Annotated in this window: 16 protein-coding genes and 3 pseudogenes; 9 read left to right on the top strand and 10 right to left on the bottom strand. The window is 59.5% G+C overall.

Annotated elements, in window-relative coordinates; all coding sequences use genetic code 11:
• Window positions 1-9 precede the first annotated feature (9 nt).
• The 8 genes from QFW87_RS13625 to QFW87_RS13590 all read right to left on the bottom strand — a co-directional run bounded on the left by QFW87_RS13625 (window position 10) and on the right by QFW87_RS13590 (window position 8,946).
• Entirely contained in the window at window positions 10-1,377 is a 1,368-nt protein-coding gene (locus tag QFW87_RS13625) for a nucleobase:cation symporter-2 family protein (RefSeq protein WP_283190762.1), read from the bottom strand.
• Between the two features lie 92 nt (window positions 1,378-1,469).
• A complete protein-coding gene (locus tag QFW87_RS13620) occupies window positions 1,470-2,507 on the bottom strand; it encodes a GTP-binding protein (protein WP_283190761.1) in 1,038 nt (345 codons plus the stop codon).
• Window positions 2,504-3,100, bottom strand: coding sequence for a UbiX family flavin prenyltransferase (locus QFW87_RS13615; RefSeq protein ID WP_283190917.1), 597 nt, complete (start codon window positions 3,098-3,100; stop codon window positions 2,504-2,506). Before QFW87_RS13615 ends, QFW87_RS13620 begins: the two co-directional genes overlap by 4 nt.
• An 11-nt stretch (window positions 3,101-3,111) precedes the next feature.
• Window positions 3,112-4,497 carry a UbiD family decarboxylase gene (locus QFW87_RS13610; RefSeq protein WP_283180301.1) on the bottom strand — a complete coding sequence of 462 codons (1,386 nt, stop codon included), beginning with the start codon at window positions 4,495-4,497 and terminating at the stop codon, window positions 3,112-3,114.
• Between the two features lie 134 nt (window positions 4,498-4,631).
• Entirely contained in the window at window positions 4,632-5,537 is a 906-nt protein-coding gene (locus tag QFW87_RS13605) for an amidohydrolase family protein (RefSeq protein ID WP_134418495.1), read from the bottom strand.
• A 4-nt stretch (window positions 5,538-5,541) separates the two neighbouring features.
• Window positions 5,542-6,471 (bottom strand): amidohydrolase family protein, encoded by a 930-nt coding sequence (locus tag QFW87_RS13600; RefSeq protein ID WP_283190760.1) that lies wholly within the window; start codon window positions 6,469-6,471, stop codon window positions 5,542-5,544.
• Between the two features lie 421 nt (window positions 6,472-6,892).
• The gene (locus tag QFW87_RS13595; protein ID WP_283180508.1) at window positions 6,893-7,822 is read right to left on the bottom strand and encodes a transposase; all 930 of its coding nucleotides are present in this window, start codon (window positions 7,820-7,822) and stop codon (window positions 6,893-6,895) included.
• Between the two features lie 233 nt (window positions 7,823-8,055).
• Window positions 8,056-8,946 carry a LysR substrate-binding domain-containing protein gene (locus QFW87_RS13590; RefSeq protein WP_283180300.1) on the bottom strand — a complete coding sequence of 297 codons (891 nt, stop codon included), beginning with the start codon at window positions 8,944-8,946 and terminating at the stop codon, window positions 8,056-8,058.
• 118 nt (window positions 8,947-9,064) lie between these two features.
• On the opposite strand from QFW87_RS13590, the gene QFW87_RS13585 reads away from it, so the two are divergent.
• The 5 genes and pseudogenes from QFW87_RS13585 to QFW87_RS13565 all read left to right on the top strand — a co-directional run bounded on the left by QFW87_RS13585 (window position 9,065) and on the right by QFW87_RS13565 (window position 13,427).
• Entirely contained in the window at window positions 9,065-9,529 is a 465-nt protein-coding gene (locus tag QFW87_RS13585; RefSeq protein ID WP_283190759.1) for a 2Fe-2S iron-sulfur cluster-binding protein, read from the top strand.
• Window positions 9,529-11,742, top strand: a complete 2,214-nt coding sequence (locus QFW87_RS13580) for a molybdopterin cofactor-binding domain-containing protein (protein WP_283190758.1) — start codon at window positions 9,529-9,531, stop codon at window positions 11,740-11,742. Before QFW87_RS13585 ends, QFW87_RS13580 begins: the two co-directional genes overlap by 1 nt.
• 6 nt (window positions 11,743-11,748) lie before the next feature.
• Complete coding sequence (locus QFW87_RS13575; RefSeq protein WP_283190757.1) at window positions 11,749-12,648, top strand: LysR substrate-binding domain-containing protein; 900 nt, start codon at window positions 11,749-11,751, stop codon at window positions 12,646-12,648.
• Window positions 12,649-12,939: 291 nt separating this feature from the next.
• Window positions 12,940-13,142 (top strand): annotated as a pseudogene (locus QFW87_RS13570) (PAAR domain-containing protein); the annotation flags it as partial.
• 24 nt (window positions 13,143-13,166) lie between these two features.
• Window positions 13,167-13,427: a hypothetical protein gene (locus QFW87_RS13565; protein WP_283190968.1), complete on the top strand. Its 261-nt coding sequence runs from the start codon at window positions 13,167-13,169 to the stop codon at window positions 13,425-13,427.
• 99 nt (window positions 13,428-13,526) lie between these two features.
• On the opposite strand, the pseudogene QFW87_RS13560 reads toward QFW87_RS13565, so the two are convergent.
• Window positions 13,527-13,721, bottom strand: a pseudogene (locus QFW87_RS13560) (helix-turn-helix domain-containing protein); the annotation flags it as partial.
• Window positions 13,722-13,894: 173 nt separating this feature from the next.
• Between QFW87_RS13560 and QFW87_RS13555 the strand changes: the two are divergent.
• The 4 genes and pseudogenes from QFW87_RS13555 to QFW87_RS13540 all read left to right on the top strand — a co-directional run bounded on the left by QFW87_RS13555 (window position 13,895) and on the right by QFW87_RS13540 (window position 15,501).
• Complete coding sequence (locus QFW87_RS13555) at window positions 13,895-14,560, top strand: M24 family metallopeptidase (protein ID WP_283190756.1); 666 nt, start codon at window positions 13,895-13,897, stop codon at window positions 14,558-14,560.
• Between the two features lie 17 nt (window positions 14,561-14,577).
• The gene (locus QFW87_RS13550; protein ID WP_283190755.1) at window positions 14,578-14,931 is read left to right on the top strand and encodes a gamma-glutamylcyclotransferase family protein; all 354 of its coding nucleotides are present in this window, start codon (window positions 14,578-14,580) and stop codon (window positions 14,929-14,931) included.
• 105 nt (window positions 14,932-15,036) lie between these two features.
• Window positions 15,037-15,297: pseudogene (locus QFW87_RS13545) on the top strand (DNA polymerase V subunit UmuC); the annotation flags it as partial.
• A 24-nt stretch (window positions 15,298-15,321) separates the two neighbouring features.
• Window positions 15,322-15,501, top strand: a complete 180-nt coding sequence (locus QFW87_RS13540; protein ID WP_283180294.1) for a hypothetical protein — start codon at window positions 15,322-15,324, stop codon at window positions 15,499-15,501.
• Window positions 15,502-15,508: 7 nt separating this feature from the next.
• On the opposite strand, the gene QFW87_RS13535 is transcribed toward QFW87_RS13540, so the two are convergent.
• Window positions 15,509-16,933, bottom strand: a complete 1,425-nt coding sequence (locus QFW87_RS13535; protein WP_283190754.1) for a gamma-aminobutyraldehyde dehydrogenase — start codon at window positions 16,931-16,933, stop codon at window positions 15,509-15,511.
• Between the last annotated feature and the right edge of the window lie 19 nt (window positions 16,934-16,952).

Here is a 16,952-nt window from a genome sequence, read left to right as displayed (position 1 = left end):
CTTCTCCAGTCAGAGGCTGTGGGGCGCGGGCTTGGTTGCCGCGCTGTCGGGAACGCTGACGCCGTTGAGCGCGGCGTTGAGCAGCACCGACACCAGGCAGGCGATCACCACGCTGCTGTGCAGGAACGGCTGGGACCACTCGGGCATTTGCTTGAACAGGGCCGGCGCCAGCACCGGCACCAGGGCGGCGGCGATGGTGAAACCGACGATCAGCACGTTGTAGCGATTGCGCTCGTAATCGACCTTGGCCAGGGTCTGAATCCCCGCGGCCGCGACCACGCCGAACATGGCAATCCCGGCACCACCGAGTGCGGCGGTCGGCATCGAGGCGATGATCGCACCGGCCTTCGGTATCAATGCCACGGAACACATGAGCAACCCGCTGACAGCCACCACCCAGCGACTGCGCACGCCAGTCAGAATCACCAGCCCGACATTTTCCATGAAGGCGATGAACGGAAACGCCGCGAACATCCCGGCGATGGTGCTCGCCAGTCCGTTGGCGCGCAGGCCGTTGATCACCTGTTTGTCTTCCACCGGTTTTTCGACGATGTCGCCGATGGCCACGAACAGCCCCATGGACTCGACCATCTGCACAATCATCACCACTACCATGGTGGCGATCGGGATCAGACTGAAGGTCGGCAAACCGAAGTAGAACGGGTAGGGCACGGTGAGCCAGGGTGACTCCTGAACGCTTTGGAAACTGCCCATGCCCAGACCGTAGGCCAGCCCCGCGCCCACCAGCATGCCCACCAGCACCGCCATGTTGCGCAGCATCGGGCTGCCATAACGGTTGACCAAGAGGATGGTCGCCAGCACGACGGCGGCGACTGCAAGGTACGCCGGCGCACCGAAATCGCTGGCGTGTCGGCCGCCACCGACCCACTCATAGGCAATCGGAAACAGCTGCAAACCGATCACCGTGACGATGCAACCGGTGACCACCGGCGGAAAGAACCGCCGCAATCGACCCACGAACGGTGCGACCAGCATCGTGAAGATCCCTGCGCCGATCACCGCCCCACAGACCCCGGCGAACCCCACCTCCGGGTTGGTGCCGATGGCGATGACCGGGCCGACACTGCTGAACGCCACGCCCTGCAAGATCGGTAAACGCACGCCGAATTTCCAGAAGCCGACGGTTTGTAAAAGCGTGGCGATGCCGGAGCAGAACAGCGTGGTGCTGATCAGCACCACGGTGTCGGCCTGGGACATTTTCAGGGCGCTGGCGACAATCAACGGCACGGCGATGGCGCCGATGTACGAGACGGCCATGTGTTGCAGGCCAAGGGTGAGCATTTGGCGGACCGGCAGAATCTGGTCGACCGGGTGGACGGTGGAAGGGGTTTTTGATGGGGATGTGGCTGACGACATGGGGAATCACCTCTTGCTGTTTTTATGCTGTAGAGAGGGGTATTCGTTCTGTGTGCCCGGAGCCGCCATCCACCGGCTCCGATGCCGTTTTTTCAGCCTGCCAGGCAGGCGGCAAAGCCTTGGTTCAACGCCGCGCGGTCCAGGTCGCGGCCGATGAACACAATTTTGCTGGAGCGTGGTTCCGTGCCCCATGAGGTGGAGGCACGGAACTCGACCAGGCTGTGAACGCCCTGCAGCACGTAACGCTGATCCTGATCCGCGACGGCCAGCACGCCTTTCATTCGGTAGAGGTTGTCGGCCTGCTCATCGCGCAACTTGCTGATCCACTGGTGGAAGGCGAGCAGATTCACGGCGCCGTCCACGGCGATGCCGACTGACGACACGCTCGAATCGTGGTCATGATCCAGATCATGGTGGTGCTCGTCGGCGTGGTGGTCGTGCTCGGAGCCGATTTCCATCAGCTTTTGCGTTGACTCGAACGCACCGATGCCGAGAATCTTCGACAGGTCGATCTCGGCGTAGCTGGAGGTCACCAGGTCCGCCGTGGCGTTTAATCCACGAATCTTGCCGCGCAGCGCTGCCACGTCGTCCTCGCTCACCAGATCGACCTTATTGATCACAATGCGGTCCGCGCAGACGATCTGATCTACCGCCTGGTTGTCCACGCCATCCAGCTGCAAATCCTCCAGATGCTGAACGATGTGCTTGGCGTCGACCATGGTCACGATGGCGTCCAGTTCGACTTCATCGGCAATCGGGTCGTTGATAAAGAAGCTCTGCGCCACCGGGTACGGATCGGCCAGACCACTGGTCTCGATCAAGATGTGATCCAGCCGCACCGGGCGCGCCACCAGTTCGCGGACAATGCGCACCAGGTCCTCTCGAACCTCGGCGGTGCAGCACACGCAGCCGTTGACCATCTCGTAGATTTCTTCGGTCTCAGAGCTGAGCACCAGGTCGCCGTCGATGCCGACTTCGCCGAATTCGTTTTCGATTACGGCAATCTTGCGGCCGTGGTTTTCCCTGAGGATGTAGTTCAGCAGGGTTGTTTTGCCGGCGCCGAGGAAACCGGTAAGGATGGTCACCGGAATTTTGCGGTTCGGGGTAGGGGCGTTGAATGGGCTGTTCATGCGAGCTCCTTTGTTGTTGCGAAATGGCCGGTGGCCGATGGGCCGGGTTCACCCCAGCGCAGCGCGGTCCCGGCGTCGAGGCCGAACAGGTCGAGGACACGGCCGAGGCTGTGATCGACCATTTGCGAAAGGTTTTGCGGAAGGGCGTAGAAGGCCGGCACCGGTGGGGCGATGATCCCGCCCATTTCGGTGACGGCGGTCATGTTGCGCAGGTGGGCGAGGGTCAGCGGCGTTTCCCGGGCCATCAACACCAAGGTCCGGCGTTCTTTCAATGTGACGTCGGCAGCGCGGCCGATCAGCCCCGAGGAGGAGCCGGTAGCAATCTCCGCCAACGTGCGCATGGAGCACGGCGCGACCACCATGCCCAGGCAGCGAAACGAACCGCTGGCGATTCCGGCAGCCACGTCGTCGGCCCGGTGGTAGTGGCTGGCCAGCGCGGTGACGTCCGCCAGTTTGTAGTCGGTTTCATGGGCCATGGTCAGCAGCGCGGCCCGGCTGATGATCAGGTGGCTTTCGATGTTCAGTTCAGCCAGCAACTCCAGCAAGCGCACGCCGTAAATGAAGCCGGACGCGCCGCTGATGCCGACCACCATCCGTTGGCGGCTCACGATTGATAGCTCTTGAGCAGATTGCGCGCGCGTTCGACGACGTCTTGATCCAGCTGCGCCTTGATCCCGTCGAACCCCGAACCGCGAGTAGCATCCAGCCCCATGCGCGAAGTCGTGCCGTTGACCGAGGACGAAGGGTCCAGTGGGCTGCCGGGCAAGCCGTCGATGACAAAGATGTCCTGATGCGGCTGAAAGTGTGTGGCCAATGCCCACAGCACCTGGCTGTCGTCGCTGATGTCAATGTCGCTGTCCACCGCGATCACGGTTTTCAGGTACGGGTCCCAGCCCAGCAGCGCGAGCATGATCTGCCGCGCCTCGCCATCGCGGCTTTGATCCAGCGCCACGTAGCAATGAAAGTGCGTGCCGGAATTGGGGTAGTGCACGGCGGTGACGGCGGGGAAGCGTGCCTTGAGTTTCTCGCTCATTTCCGCTTCCCGTGGCAGGCGCGCCAGGGTCAGGTGTTCGGCGTACCGCCCGCCGACCACGTCCACCAGCCAAGCGTCCTTGCGCCGCATCAGGGTGTCGACCCGCAGCACGTTATTGGTTGAACGGTCTGAGGAATAGCCGCTGAACTCGCCGAACGGACCTTCCTCGGCATAGGCCGCCGGATCGATGGCGCCTTCCAGCACAAACTCGGCATAGGCCGGTACGCCGATGCCATAAAGCGGGGTCTTGACCAGTTCCAATGGGGCACCAAACAGGCCACCTGCCACTGCGCGTTCATCGCTGCCGAACGGCAAACGTGCTGCTGCGGCAAGCATAAACAGCGGATGGGCGCCGACCACCATGGCCACGCGCAATTCTTCACCGCGCTCGCGAGCGGTTTGCAGCATGCGCCACAAGTGACCGCGCGAATGCAGGCTGGTGGCGAGGGTCTGTCGGGCATGGCGCATCGAGCGGTGATAACTCATGTTGGCGATGCCGGTGACCGGGTCTTCGGCGATGATGATCGCGTTGGTAATGTACGGGCCACGGTCGCTGTCGAAGTGCTTGAGCATCGGCAACAGCGCCAGGTCCACGGCTTCGCCTTCGAAGATCTCGTCCAGTACCGGACCGGTTTCGACGTAGCGGGGCGCGATCGGATGATTGGCGCGGGCCTGGAAGGTTTCGTGCAGTTGCGCCGCAGTGACACCGAAGATCCGTGCGATGCGGGTTCGGGAGGCGAACAGGTTGGTCGCCACCGGCACACCGAGGTTGCCGACTTTTTCGCAGATCAGCAGCGGGTCACGGCCTTGAGTCGCCAGGGCATCGACCAGGGCGGTGACGTCCTGATCGGCCGAAAGAGATTCGTGGACGGTGAGCACATCGTCCGGGTACTGCCGGCGATAGGCGTCGATGAAATCGTGAAAGTCCTGGGTATCGCCGAGCGTAGAGAGGGTCATGGTTTCACCTCGTAAAAAGCAGGCGTGCAGGGCTGAGGGCGACGTTCGATCGACAAGCCGTTGGCCTGCCGGTCGATCGAACGCCGGGCTCATCTGTACGCCTGGAAAGCCGCTTTGCTCTGGTTTTAAAACGCTTAGAGGTAGGTCGTGGTCAGACGAATGTCCGCCTCGATCAGATCCTTGGGTGGCGGTGTCGGTTCGATGCCGCACAACCGGGCAATGTTGTTGCCCAGGTAATCCTCAAGGTGATCCTCATCAATCCCCAGGCCTTGCGGCGCTGGCGAACACAGGACTTCGAGTTCGCGCAACCACATGCCCGGTTCGTTCGGCGGCGAGTCGGTGCCGAAGACGATCTTGTTGCGCGGCAGCTCCTTGGCGAACTCGACGATCCGCGACTGGAAGCACCAACCGGATTCGCAGTACACGTTCGGCGTGTCCATGGCCATCCAGAACGCTTCGAACGAGTAGTTGCCGCCGGTCTGGATGCCGAAGTGACCGATGATGAAGTTGACCATCGGGAATTCGCGGATGATCGGGTAGAACATCGTCGGGATGGTGTACGGACCGTCACCCGTGTGGATCAGCACCACGATGTTGTACTTGGCGCAGACTTTCATCGCCGGCCGCAGCCAGTCCAGTGCCCGGTCGGGACGATAGCCGTGCATGTTGGCGTGCAGCTTGAGCATCTTGAAACCGTATTCCTTGATATGAAACTCCAGCTCTGCCGCACCGTTTTCCGGTCCCCAGCGCGGGTTGAAGTTGAAGTTGCCAATGAACCGATCCGGGTACTTCATGCACAGCTCGGCGATGTACGACATGTAGTCGCGCACGCCTTCGCGGCCCCGCCGGTTGCCGTCGCGATAACCGGTGTTGCCCGGTGGCGGCTGGATGAAGCCCATGTCGATGCGGCGCGGTTTGCCGTTGATCATGTACGGGCCGTCCATCAGCTTGAGCATGCGCTCGCCGGTGAACGGTTCGCCGGTGTGGCGCCAGGCCTCATCGACCAGGTTGGTGGGGTGCAGATGGGTATCGATAATCATCGGTTCAACTCCTGGCCAGTTGGGTAATGACAGGGCGCTTCAACTGCGCCTCGGCTTCGGACACGGAACGTGGCGGCGGGGTCGGTTCGAGGCCGATCATCCGTGCGGTGTTGTTGCCCAGGTATTCTTCGAGGGTGTCCTCGTCGAGATTCAGACCTTGCGGCGGCTCATGACAAAGCACTTCCAGCAGGCGCAGCCACATGCCCGGCTCGTTCGGAGGGGTGTCGGTGCCGAAAAGGATTTTGTGGGTCGGCAGGACCTTGGCGAACTCGACGATCCGCGATTGCAGGCACCAGCCCGATTCGCAGTAGACGTTGGGCAGCTCCATCGCCCACTGCATCGGTTCGAACACGTAGACGCCGCCGGTCTGCACCCCGAAGTGCGCCATGATGAAATCGACGTTGGGGAACTCCTTGATCATCGGCACCCATTCCGACGGGATGCTGTACGGCCCGTCGCCGGTGTGCAGCTTGACCGGGATGCCCAGCTCGGCGCATTTTTCGAAGGCCGGACGGACCCAGTCCAGCGCACGGTCCGGGCGATAGGCGTGCATGTTGGCCTGCATCTGGACCATCTTGAAGCCGTGTTCCTTGACGTAACGCTCAATCGCCTCGACACCGTTTTCCACGCCGCAGCGCGGGTTGTAGACGAAGCAGCCAATGAAGCGATCCGGGTAGGTCTGGACCATCTTCAGCGTGTAAGCCATGTAGGCATCGATGGATTCGCGTCCGCTGAGGTCGCCGTCGGTCCAGGTGTAAATGGTGTTGCCTTGTGGCGGCTGGATGAAGGCTTTGTCGATACGGCGAGGTTTGCCGTTGACCATGTACGGGCCATCCATCATCTCCAGCAGACGCTCGCCGGTGAACGGGTCACCGTCATGCCTCCAGGCGAGGTCCACCAAGTCGGTGGGATAGCAACTGATATCGATGATCATTGAAGTCGATCTCCTGATAGCGGGGAAGGGAACCTTGCGGTTCGCAGCAGCCACGTCCCGGGCAATCGGCCATTTCTATGCGCACTGCTGCGCATTCCCTCGCCTGGTCGCATCCGGCTCGGGACGCTGGCTGCTTGGGGGGAAGTATTGGAAGGGGGGGTGGGGTTCGTACAATATTAATTGGGCGGGGTGTTGATATGTGTTCGATATGGGGCAGGGGTTTGTGGTGGATGGGCGGACCTCTTCGCGAGCAAGCCCGCTCCCACAGGGGATCTTCAGTGAGTGCAGGATTTGTGTCTGGCACCGATCAACATGTGGGAGCAACTGTCTTGATGACCTTTATTTTGAAAGCATATTGATAGACAGCTGAACTCCCACAGCTTTAGGCCATGCGATGCCCTACAGGAACACCGCGACCCGTTTAGGCCAAGGGTTCTTTCCACTCGGTTCGGTCTCGGATCATGGCGTTCAGCCGTATCAACAACACACGCATACAGGCGATGAGCGCTACTTTTGCGCATTTACCCTTATGACGCAGTGCGTCATACCGCGCTTTGAACTCAGGCTGTCGCTGAATCACCACCCAGCACGCCATGTACATTGCCCGACGCGCAGCAAACCTGCCGCCGCTAATGTGGCGGGGGCCTTCATGCTTGCCACTGTCGTCGTTGTAGGGGGCTATGCCTGCCAGCGCTGCAATCTCGTGCCGTCCAACCTCGCCCAGCTCGGGTAAGTAGGCCATCAAGCTGGCTGCCGTCACGAGCCCTATACCCTTGACCGAGCACAAACGGGCCGTTTTATCACTGTCCAGGTCTTTAGCAGTTTGACGGATCAGCTTTTCTATCGACTTTATGGCTTGGCATAAATAGTCGATATGACTTCGCAGACAGGGTTTTACCGTGTCAGCAGAGGCTGTTTTAAGGCGCCGTATATCGTCGCCTTGCTGCTGAACAAAATTTTCGCGCTGCTGTACCAGCGCACGCAAATTGTCCTGTTCAGGGCTGGTGATTCGGTTGCTTGGCGACTTTATGACTTCGGCAAACTGCGCGAGCAGCCGCGCATCTATCGGGTCGGTTTTAGCGCGCTGCCCCATGGCCTTGGCAAAATCCCTGGCTCGGCGAGGGTTGATCCGCAAGACTTCGAAGCCGGCAGCCTGAAGCGCTTTCATGACCTCTCGCTCATAGCCGCCGGTGGCTTCCAGCAATACGCGGCTGACCTGATAGCGCTTTAACCAGTCAATCAGCGCAAGGAAATCACTGGCGGTATTGAGGTGACTCGCGCCAACGTCTTGCGGGTTAATCCGAACTTCAAGGGTATCTTTGGAAACATCGATGCCTGCGCAGGAAAACATAGCCGATCCCTCTTACACTCAAAGGTGAGAGCACTCTGGCTGGGCACCACGCTTGTAATGTTCGAGGTCGGCTCGTTCAACTGTTCGGGCTCAATAACCAGAGCGGAGAGGTGAATGGCAGCATGGGCTCCCACACGTGCTTTAAGCACTCCGGGCATTCAGCTTGCCACTCACCGCTCTCACCCTCAGTCTAATTCCTGCCCAAGACACAAGCGGGCTTGCTCGCGAAGGCGTCAGATCAGCGTTTGCTGAGCCAACGTCTTGATCACTTCAACCACCGGAGCCACCCGCTCGGCCTGCCCAGGTGGCCACACCGCATACAGGTTGTAATGCGCCGGAATTTGCGCCGCGTTCAGCTCTACCAAACGCCCCGCGCGCAACGCATCCGCCGCTAGCAACCCGCGCACCAGCCCCGCGCCAACCCCGGCTTCGGCCGCTGCAATCAGGTTGGCCGCATTATCGAAAACCACCCGAGCATTCGGCTCGGTTGGCGCCATTGCTGCTGCATCCAGCCAGGGAATCCATGAGCGCCGCGTATACCCCAGCAGCGGCAATTCCAGCACCTGCGCCGGCGTAATTGGCACCTGCAACCCATGGCGCTCAAGCAGCGCCGGGGATGCCACCGCAGTCACTCGATCACCGCAGATCTGGGTCATCTCGCAGTCTTCCCAATCGCCATACCCGTACCGCAACGCCAGGTCCACCCGCTCGAACGAACTGCGATCCGAGCGCGGCATCGATAGCAATACCACTTCATGGTCAGGCAACAAATCGAGCAGTTCCGGTAGCCGTGGATTGAGCCAGCTTTGGGCCAATTCACTGTCGACATCAAGGGTCAGCCGCTGCGCGACGCTGCGGTTTTTCACCGAGGAAAGCGCCCGGTCGATCTGCGCCAGGCCGTCGGACAGCACGCTGGCAAACAATTGCCCGGCATCGGTCAGGTTACTGCCGCCACCTTCGCGTACGAACAGCGGCTGGCCGATGAAGTCTTCCAGGCTGCGGATCTGCTGGCTGATCGCGCTGTGGGTCAGGTCAAGCTTGCGCGCAGCGCTGGAGAAGCTTCCGCTGCGAGCCGCCTGAATAAAGGCACTCATGGACTGCACCGACGGGTATCGCTTGTACATGCTGTTAGTCCTACTTACACAGGATGGCAGAAATCGTCGCTGGCCCGATTTTCCACAGACTCTCAATAATCGGCGACCAGGCCTGCACAAAGACGGGCCGCTCTCTTGGAGCCTGACAATGATCGAATTCACGGTAAACGGCGAACGACACGAGCCGGTAGAGCCATCGCCCTCCATGCCCTTGTTATGGGTGTTGCGTGATCACTTGAAACTCACCGGCACCAAGTTCGGTTGCGGCATGGGCCTGTGCGGTGCCTGTACCGTGCACCTGGACGGTGTCGCAGTACGTTCCTGCCAACTGCCGGTCGCCGCCGTGGCGGGGCACAGCATCACCACCATCGAGGGCTTGTCGCCCACCGAACAGCATCCGCTGCAACTGGCCTGGGTAGCCGAAGATGTCCCGCAATGTGGTTACTGTCAATCCGGGCAGATCATGTCCGCAGCCGCGTTGCTCAACACCGGTGCGACAGTCACCGATGACTCGATCCGCAACGCCATGTCCGGCAACGTGTGCCGCTGCGGCACTTACGGGCGAATCAATAAAGCCATCAAGCGCGCCGCTGCTGCGCCGAAGGAGGCGTGATGACATTTATCGACGACACACAGATCGAACTGCCGCGCCGTCTCTTTCTCAAGCAGGCTGGCACTGTTGCCTGCGGCCTGGCAATTGCGTTCTATCTACCCTCAGGCATAGCCGCTACGGACCTGAAAGGACCTGCGCCTGCAGGGGAATTCGAGCCCAACGCCTGGGTTCGGGTATTGCCCGACGGCACGGTGAAACTGGTGGTGCACAAACACGATTCCGGCACAGGCACCCACACCGCATTGGCCGCTTGCGTGGCCGAGGAACTGGACGTCAACCCGATGACCGTGCAGGTGATATCGCCGGAAAATCCGTTCTTTGAAACCTACATTCACCCGATATGGAAAGTCTTCTCGACGGGTGGTAGCACCAGTGTTTCGCTGGAATACGATCGCCTGCGGATGGCCGGTGCCACGGCGCGTGCACTGCTGATCACTGCGGCGGCCAAACAATGGAAAGTCAGTCCCGACAGTTGCACAACCGAAGAGGGCCGAGTGGTGCATTCCGCCAGCAAACGCAGCCTGGGTTACGGTGAGCTGGTGAGTGTTGCCGCGAAATTGCCAGCACCGGCCAAGGTCACTTTGAAGGACCCCGCGCAATTCAAGTACATTGGCAAACTGCGGCACAAGCGCGATGCGGCGGCCAAGGTTTGCGGGCGCTTCAAGTACAGCATCGACGTGGAATTGCCAGAGATGCTGGTGGCGGTGATTCAGCGCACGCCAGTGGTCGGCGCCAAGGTTGTCTCGGTGGATTCCAGTACGGCGTTGCAAGTACCGGGCGTGCGTAAGGTGATCGCGATTCCCGGCCGGCCTGATGTGCTGGGCGGCAATCAGGAAGGCGTCGCAGTGCTCGCGGACAATTACTGGGCCGCCCAACAGGGTCGTGCGTTGCTCAAGGTGCAATGGAGCGATTCACCCCTGGCCGGTTTCGACAGCGATCAACTGGCGACGGCGCAAGCGGCGGCCATCGACGACAAGACCGCACAGCGGGTGTCCGCCATGGCGGCGGGGGATGTCAGCGCTCAGTGGCCGAAAGCCGCGAAGCTGCTCGAAGCCGATTACCTCATGCCGTACAAGGTGCAGAACCCGCTGGAACCGATCTGCATCACCGCCGAGGTGAAGAATAACGCCATCACCTACTGGGGCGGCGTTCAGGTGCCATCTTCGGCGCTGGAGGCTGCGCAAAAGGTGTGCAAGATCGCCAAGGATAAGGTCACCATCAATGAGTTGGTGTCCGGCGGCAGCTTCGGGGCGCGGGAGGCCAAGTACTGGTTGTTCGAAGTGGCATACCTGGCGCAGGAGGCCAAGGTGCCAGTCAAGTTGATGAACAGCCGTGAAGACGAAATGCGTTCGCTGTTCATGCACCCGGCGACTCTTCATCGAGTCAAAGGTGCGCTGGATGCTCAGGGCAACCTGACGGCGTTGAAACTTGACGCTGTCTCACCGGCTTCGCCGGAACAGTGGGAACCAGGCTATTTCGAACGCCCCGACCACATGGACTACAGCACGACCGAGGCTATCACTGCGTGGGACTTTGCTTATCGTCCTGCGAATCTGGACCTGGTCTGGGTCAAGCACGAAAGCAATGTGCCCAGCGGTTGGTATCGCTCCGTGAGTTTCATTCCCAATGTGTTTGCCGTCGAAAGTTTCATGGACGAATTGGCACACAGCTCGGGACAGGATCCGTTGGCCTTTCGCCTGGCTAACATGCAAGGCCGGCCCCGGCACGTCGCGGTGCTGAAGAACGCCGCCGAACGTGCCGGTTGGGGCCAGCCATTGCCGGAAGGGACAGCCTTGGGGATCGCCACCAATCAGGGTTACACCAGCTTCATCGCGGTGGTCGCCAGACTTTCGAAAAAAGACGGTGTGATCAAGGTCGATAAACTCACCTGCGTGGTCGATTGCGGCCTGGCGGTGTCGCCGGGCGGTGTCGAAGAGCAGATCTATGGCGGCTTGATGTGGGGCCTCGGTCACGCGCTGTTCGACCGCATGGACATCAAACAGGGCAGAGTGGTGCAAAGCAACTTCCATGATTACCGGGTGCCCCGCATGTCGGACATGCCGACGATAGATATTCTGGTACTGGACGGCGAGCCGAGCAAGCCTGGAGGTGTCGGTGAACTGGGCAGCACGTCGGTGGTCCCGGCCATCGCCAATGCACTGTTCATCTTGACCGGAGTGCGCCAGCGCTCGACGCCACTGACCCTGGGATAAGCTGTCATGGACCTGCGATTGCTGCGGTATTTCATGGCCCTTGCTGAAGAGCTGCACTTTGGCCGGGCTGCTACGCGTTTGCACATCTGTCAGCCGCCGCTGAGCCAGCAGATTCGTCTACTGGAAGAGGAACTGGGTACGCCGCTGTTCGAGCGCAGCCATCACCGGGTCGAGCTGACGGCGGCCGGACAGATGCTCAAGGAACAGGCGCCGCTGGTGTTCGAACAACTGAACCGCGCCCTAGACCTGACTCGTCAGACCGGTCGTGGCCAGTTGGGCGAGCTGGAAATCGGCATGATCAGTTCGGTGATGGTGGGCGTGCTACCGCGGGCCTTACACCTCTTCCGCGAGCGCTATCCTCAGGTGTCCTGGCGGCTGCATGAAATGACGCCGGCGGCACAGGTCATGGCGTTGAAGGAGAAACGCATCGATGCCTGTGTGTTTCGGGTCGGCTATGACGATCCGCAGTTGCGCAATGAACTGCTGATCTACGAGCCGATTCGCGTGGTCATGCCGGTCGATCATCCCTTGGCACGGCGCGAAAGCCTGGCACCGGAGGACCTGGCACAGGAGCCTTTTGTGGCGCTGGAACTCAAGCAGTCGCGGTTTGCCGATTTTCTCTTTCAGTGCTGCATCAAGGCGGGGTTTACCCCACAAATCCGCCAGCAGGTGATCGAGGTTCAAACCCTGCTCAGCTTGGTGCGGGCGGGTTTCGGCGTGGCGTTATTGCCAGCGTCCATCGAGCAGATGGCGCCAGTCGGGCTGGTGTTTCGTCGCCTGACACCGGCATTGCCGGAAGTGCCGCTGTACGCCACTTACCGCGCGGACGATGACTCGCCGGTGCTCAAGCTTTTTCTTGATACGTTGCGCGAGTTAGTCGTCGAGGAAAGGGGTGGTCGAGCTTAAAAGATCGCACCAAGGAGCTGCCGAAGGCTGTTTGATCTTTTCGCTGTCGTGGCATAACCCCGATTTATAACCAGTGAAAATTTGCCGACTACAACGCACTCCTCAACATCCTGGATGCTCACACAAAGGGGATGCATTGGCACAAGAGTGAAGCCATAGGTGTAATGGCAACCCATGACACCGAAACAAGCAGTTGGGATCAAATAAAATTATTCGACCCAGTCGATTGCCGTTGGTGCTTTGGAAGCACTGCCGGCTCTTATCAAATCCACGTCAATTAAGGAGCTTCATATGAGTGGTAAACCTGCAGCGCGGGTGTCTGACCCAACAGCTTGCCCACTACCGGTTCATGGCACGAACCCTATTACCGGCGGTTCGCCAGATGTATTTTTTGATGGCTGAGCGCAGCCAGACAAACCGACCCCACAGCCTGTGGCAGTCAAATCGCGGACAACGTCATTACCAACGGCTTGCCGGCGGTCGTTGTTGGAAGCCTTGGTAATCATGGCAACGCAGTAATGGGCGGATCCGGAACCGTCATCATTGGCAACAGTGGCGGTGGTGCGACATTTACGCCGATTATCCCGATTTCATTTGGCTTCGATGAGCAATTTATCTTGCTCGATACTGAAGGTGAACCCGTGGCCGATTTTGCCTACAAGGTAACCACCGCTTCGGGAAAAGTTTTCAGAGGCGTGACGAACGAATTAGGAAATACCCAGCGCATACCAACCTCGATCATTGAAGAACTGCATCTGGAACCGGATGACCTCGCTTGACGCCAAACTTCTAAATCGACACTGAAGAATGCCAGTACTCACGAACAATCGAACAAGCTCAAATAATCAGCAAGGAAGCAGCCACCAAGTCACTGTCGTCGGCTCAACAAAACTCAGCAGTACTCGAGCGTATAGATTCTCTTTGCTTTGAAAGTAGTAATAGAGATTTACCTTAGGAATCCCGGCACGAGCCGCGATGTCACGAGTCTGGGTGGCGTCGAAACCAGTCACTGAAAACTCTTCGCTGGCCGCCTTCAGGATCAGGTGCTGATTCCGCTGGCGGATGCTGGTCACTGCGGGCTTGAGAGAGTGATCCAGCGTGCTGCATTGATCAACGGTCTCGGTGCTAGAGATTGTCATAAGGTTGGGTTGAAGCCTGGGTCATGGCTTTATCTTTGATGTTGAGTATCGCAATATATAAAACTATATAGCGCTTGGCCTGCGCTTTCTCACCAAGGGAATGAATGATGAGTACGGTCTTGAGCAGCAAAGAAGCGGTAGGTGAACGTTATGCGCTGGAATCGATGCGTCACGCACAGCAGATGACCTGGAAGGCCATCGATCAGATCGCCCGAGTCATCACGCCCGGCATGCGCGAATCCGAGGCTCAGTTGCGAGGCAAAGAGATCCTGGCGGCACTGGGTATGGATCGGATCTGGCACCCGCTGCTGATCCGCTTCGGCGGCAACACGCTCAAGACCTTCAAGCAGCGTTCAGATGGCGATCCAGAGCTGGGGGCCGACGACATTTTCTTCATCGACATGGGGGTGGTGTGGCAGGGGCATGAAGGTGATGCCGGCGCGACGTTCACCACGGGTTCCGATCCGGAAATGATCGCCTGTGCCGCGGCGGCCAAGGAGCTGTTCAATCGGGTCGAAAGCTTCTGGCGCAGTGAGCGGGTTTCGGGGGTGGCGCTTTACGACTTTGCAGCCGCTCAGGCGCTGGCCATGGGCTGGACGCTCAACCTCGACATCAAGGGGCACAGGGTCAGCGATTTTCCCCATGCGATTTACCGGGGCGGCGACCTCGGGGATCTTGATCAATATCCGAACACCGGCCTGTGGATTCTGGAAATCCAGCTTGCCCATCCCGAGCGTCCATTTGGCGCGTTTTATGAAGACTTGCTGATCTGAACAACTTAGGAGCTCCAATGACCCATGTAGCCGAGCAACCGGTGCTGTTGTTCTCCTATGGCACCCTGCAAGATCAAGCAGTCCAGCTGGCCACCTTCGGGCGTAAGTTGAAAGGGCGAGCTGATAGCCTGCCGGGGTACAAACAGAACTGGGTCGAAATCACCGATCCGGCAGTGCTGGCCGCGAGTGGGAAAACCCACCACCTCATAGTGCAAGAGAGCAGGGATCTGTCGGATGAAATCGCCGGCACTGTTTTTGAGATCACGGAGCAGGAGCTGTTCGCGGCCGATGAGTATGAAGTGGCCGACTATCGGCGGGTAGGGGTTGTGCTGAAGTCTGGAGCCAGTGCCTGGGTTTACGTGCAAGCCTGAATTCAACGACGCGTAAAGTGAAGAGGCGTTGAGTGCTATGTTTGTTAGTACACAGCGCTAAGCTTAATGATGCTCTGATAATCCCAACCAGAAAGTCAACAAAGGAAGTTGGCGAACCACACCGCAAAACGTCTGCAAGCTGAAACGGGTGGCGTGGTCGACATCTGTGATCCCTTCAAGCGCGACTGGGTGCTGCGCAACACGGATGTGTCTGAGGTATGGGGTGTGGGTCGACGCATGAAAATGCATTTGGATGCTTTGGGTATCAAAACCGCGATGGATCTGGCCAAGGCTGATTCGTGGATGCTGCGCAAGAAATTCAGTGTGCTGATTGAGAAGACGGCGAGGGAATTGGCGGGTACACCTTAATTCGTCAAGGAACCGGGCCGGATGATTAGCGTCCAGGCAATCATGCGGCCGTTTGTTCGGGTGAAACCGGAGCTGTCAGGGGATGCCGGTGGAGTAATTGGCGCTAACGTCGATCACTTTGACGATGGCCGCCTGGACGGTGAGCAAAAAATCGTAGGTGGTTCGGTCAAGAGCCGCGCCAAAAGCGACACGGCTCACTGAGTAGCAATCAGTGTTTGAACATCACATGCCGCACCACGGTGTAATCCTCCAGTCCGTACATGGACATGTCCTTGCCATAACCGGACAGTTTCTGACCGCCATGCGGCATTTCGCTGACCAGCATGAAGTGCGTATTCACCCAGGTGCAGCCGTACTGCAAGCGTGCGGACAAGCGATGCGCACGACCGACGTCCGAGGTCCAGACCGATGACGCCAGGCCATAGTCGGAATCGTTGGCCCAGCCCAGCACCTGTGCTTCATCGGTGAATTTGGTCACCGACACCACCGGCCCGAACACTTCGCGACGAACAATTTCATCGTCCTGCTGCGCGTCGGCCAACACCGTTGGTTCGAAGAAGAACCCATTGCCTTCCACAGCTTTGCCACCGGTGATCAAACGGATGTGCGGCTGCGCCACGGCACGCTCGACAAACCCGGCCACGCGGTCGCGATGTTGCGCAGTGATCAATGGGCCGAGTTCGGTCGACGGGTCATCCTGCTCGCCGTACTTGATGCTGCTGACTGCCGCGCCGAGTTTCTCGACGAATTTTTCGTAGATGCCTGCCTGCGCGTAGATGCGGCAAGCAGCGGTGCAGTCCTGGCCAGCATTATAGAAACCGAAGGTGCGAATGCCTTCCACGGCGGCGTCGATGTCGGCGTCGTCGAAGATGATCACCGGAGCCTTGCCGCCCAGTTCCATGTGCATGCGTTTGACGCTATCGGCGGTGCTGGAAATGATGTTCGAACCGGTAGCAATCGAACCGGTCAACGAGACCATGCGCACTTTCGGGTGTGTGACCAGTGGACTGCCGACCGTAGAACCACGGCCGAACACCAGGTTAAGTACGCCGGCCGGGAAAATCTCCGACGCCAGTTCCGCCAGACGCAGGGCGGTCAGCGGGGTTTGTTCCGACGGTTTGAGCACCACGGTATTACCCGCCGCGAGGGCCGGGGCGATTTTCCAGGCAACCATCATCAGCGGGTAGTTCCACGGTGCGATGGAGGCGATCACGCCGACCGGATCGCGGCGGATCATGGAGGTGTGGCCATGCAAGTATTCACCGCCCGCCGAACCGCTCATGCAACGGCTGGCGCCGGCGAAGAAACGGAACACGTCGGCAATCGCGGGGATCTCGTCGTTCAGCGCGGCGTTGTAAGGCTTGCCGCAGTTGTCCGATTCCAGTTTGGCCAGCTCTTCGCCGTGTGCTTCGATGGCGTCGGCGAGTTTGAGCAGCAGCAGCGAGCGTTCTTTCGGTGTGGTTTGCGACCAGCCTTCAAAGGCGCTGTCGGCGGCCCGCACGGCGGCATCGACCTGGGCTTCGCTGGCTTCGTTGATTTCTACCAGCACACGACCGAGGGCCGGGTTGAACACCGGTTGGGCGGGGCCTTCGCCATCGATCAGTTGGCCATTGATCAGCAGTTTGGTTTGCATGACTGTTCCTCTTTTTTTA

Origin of the sequence: Pseudomonas sp. PMCC200344, from assembly GCF_030053095.1 — a bacterium.
Classification (GTDB): domain Bacteria; phylum Pseudomonadota; class Gammaproteobacteria; order Pseudomonadales; family Pseudomonadaceae; genus Aquipseudomonas; species Aquipseudomonas svalbardensis.
This window is presented reverse-complemented; position numbering and strand designations above follow the sequence as displayed.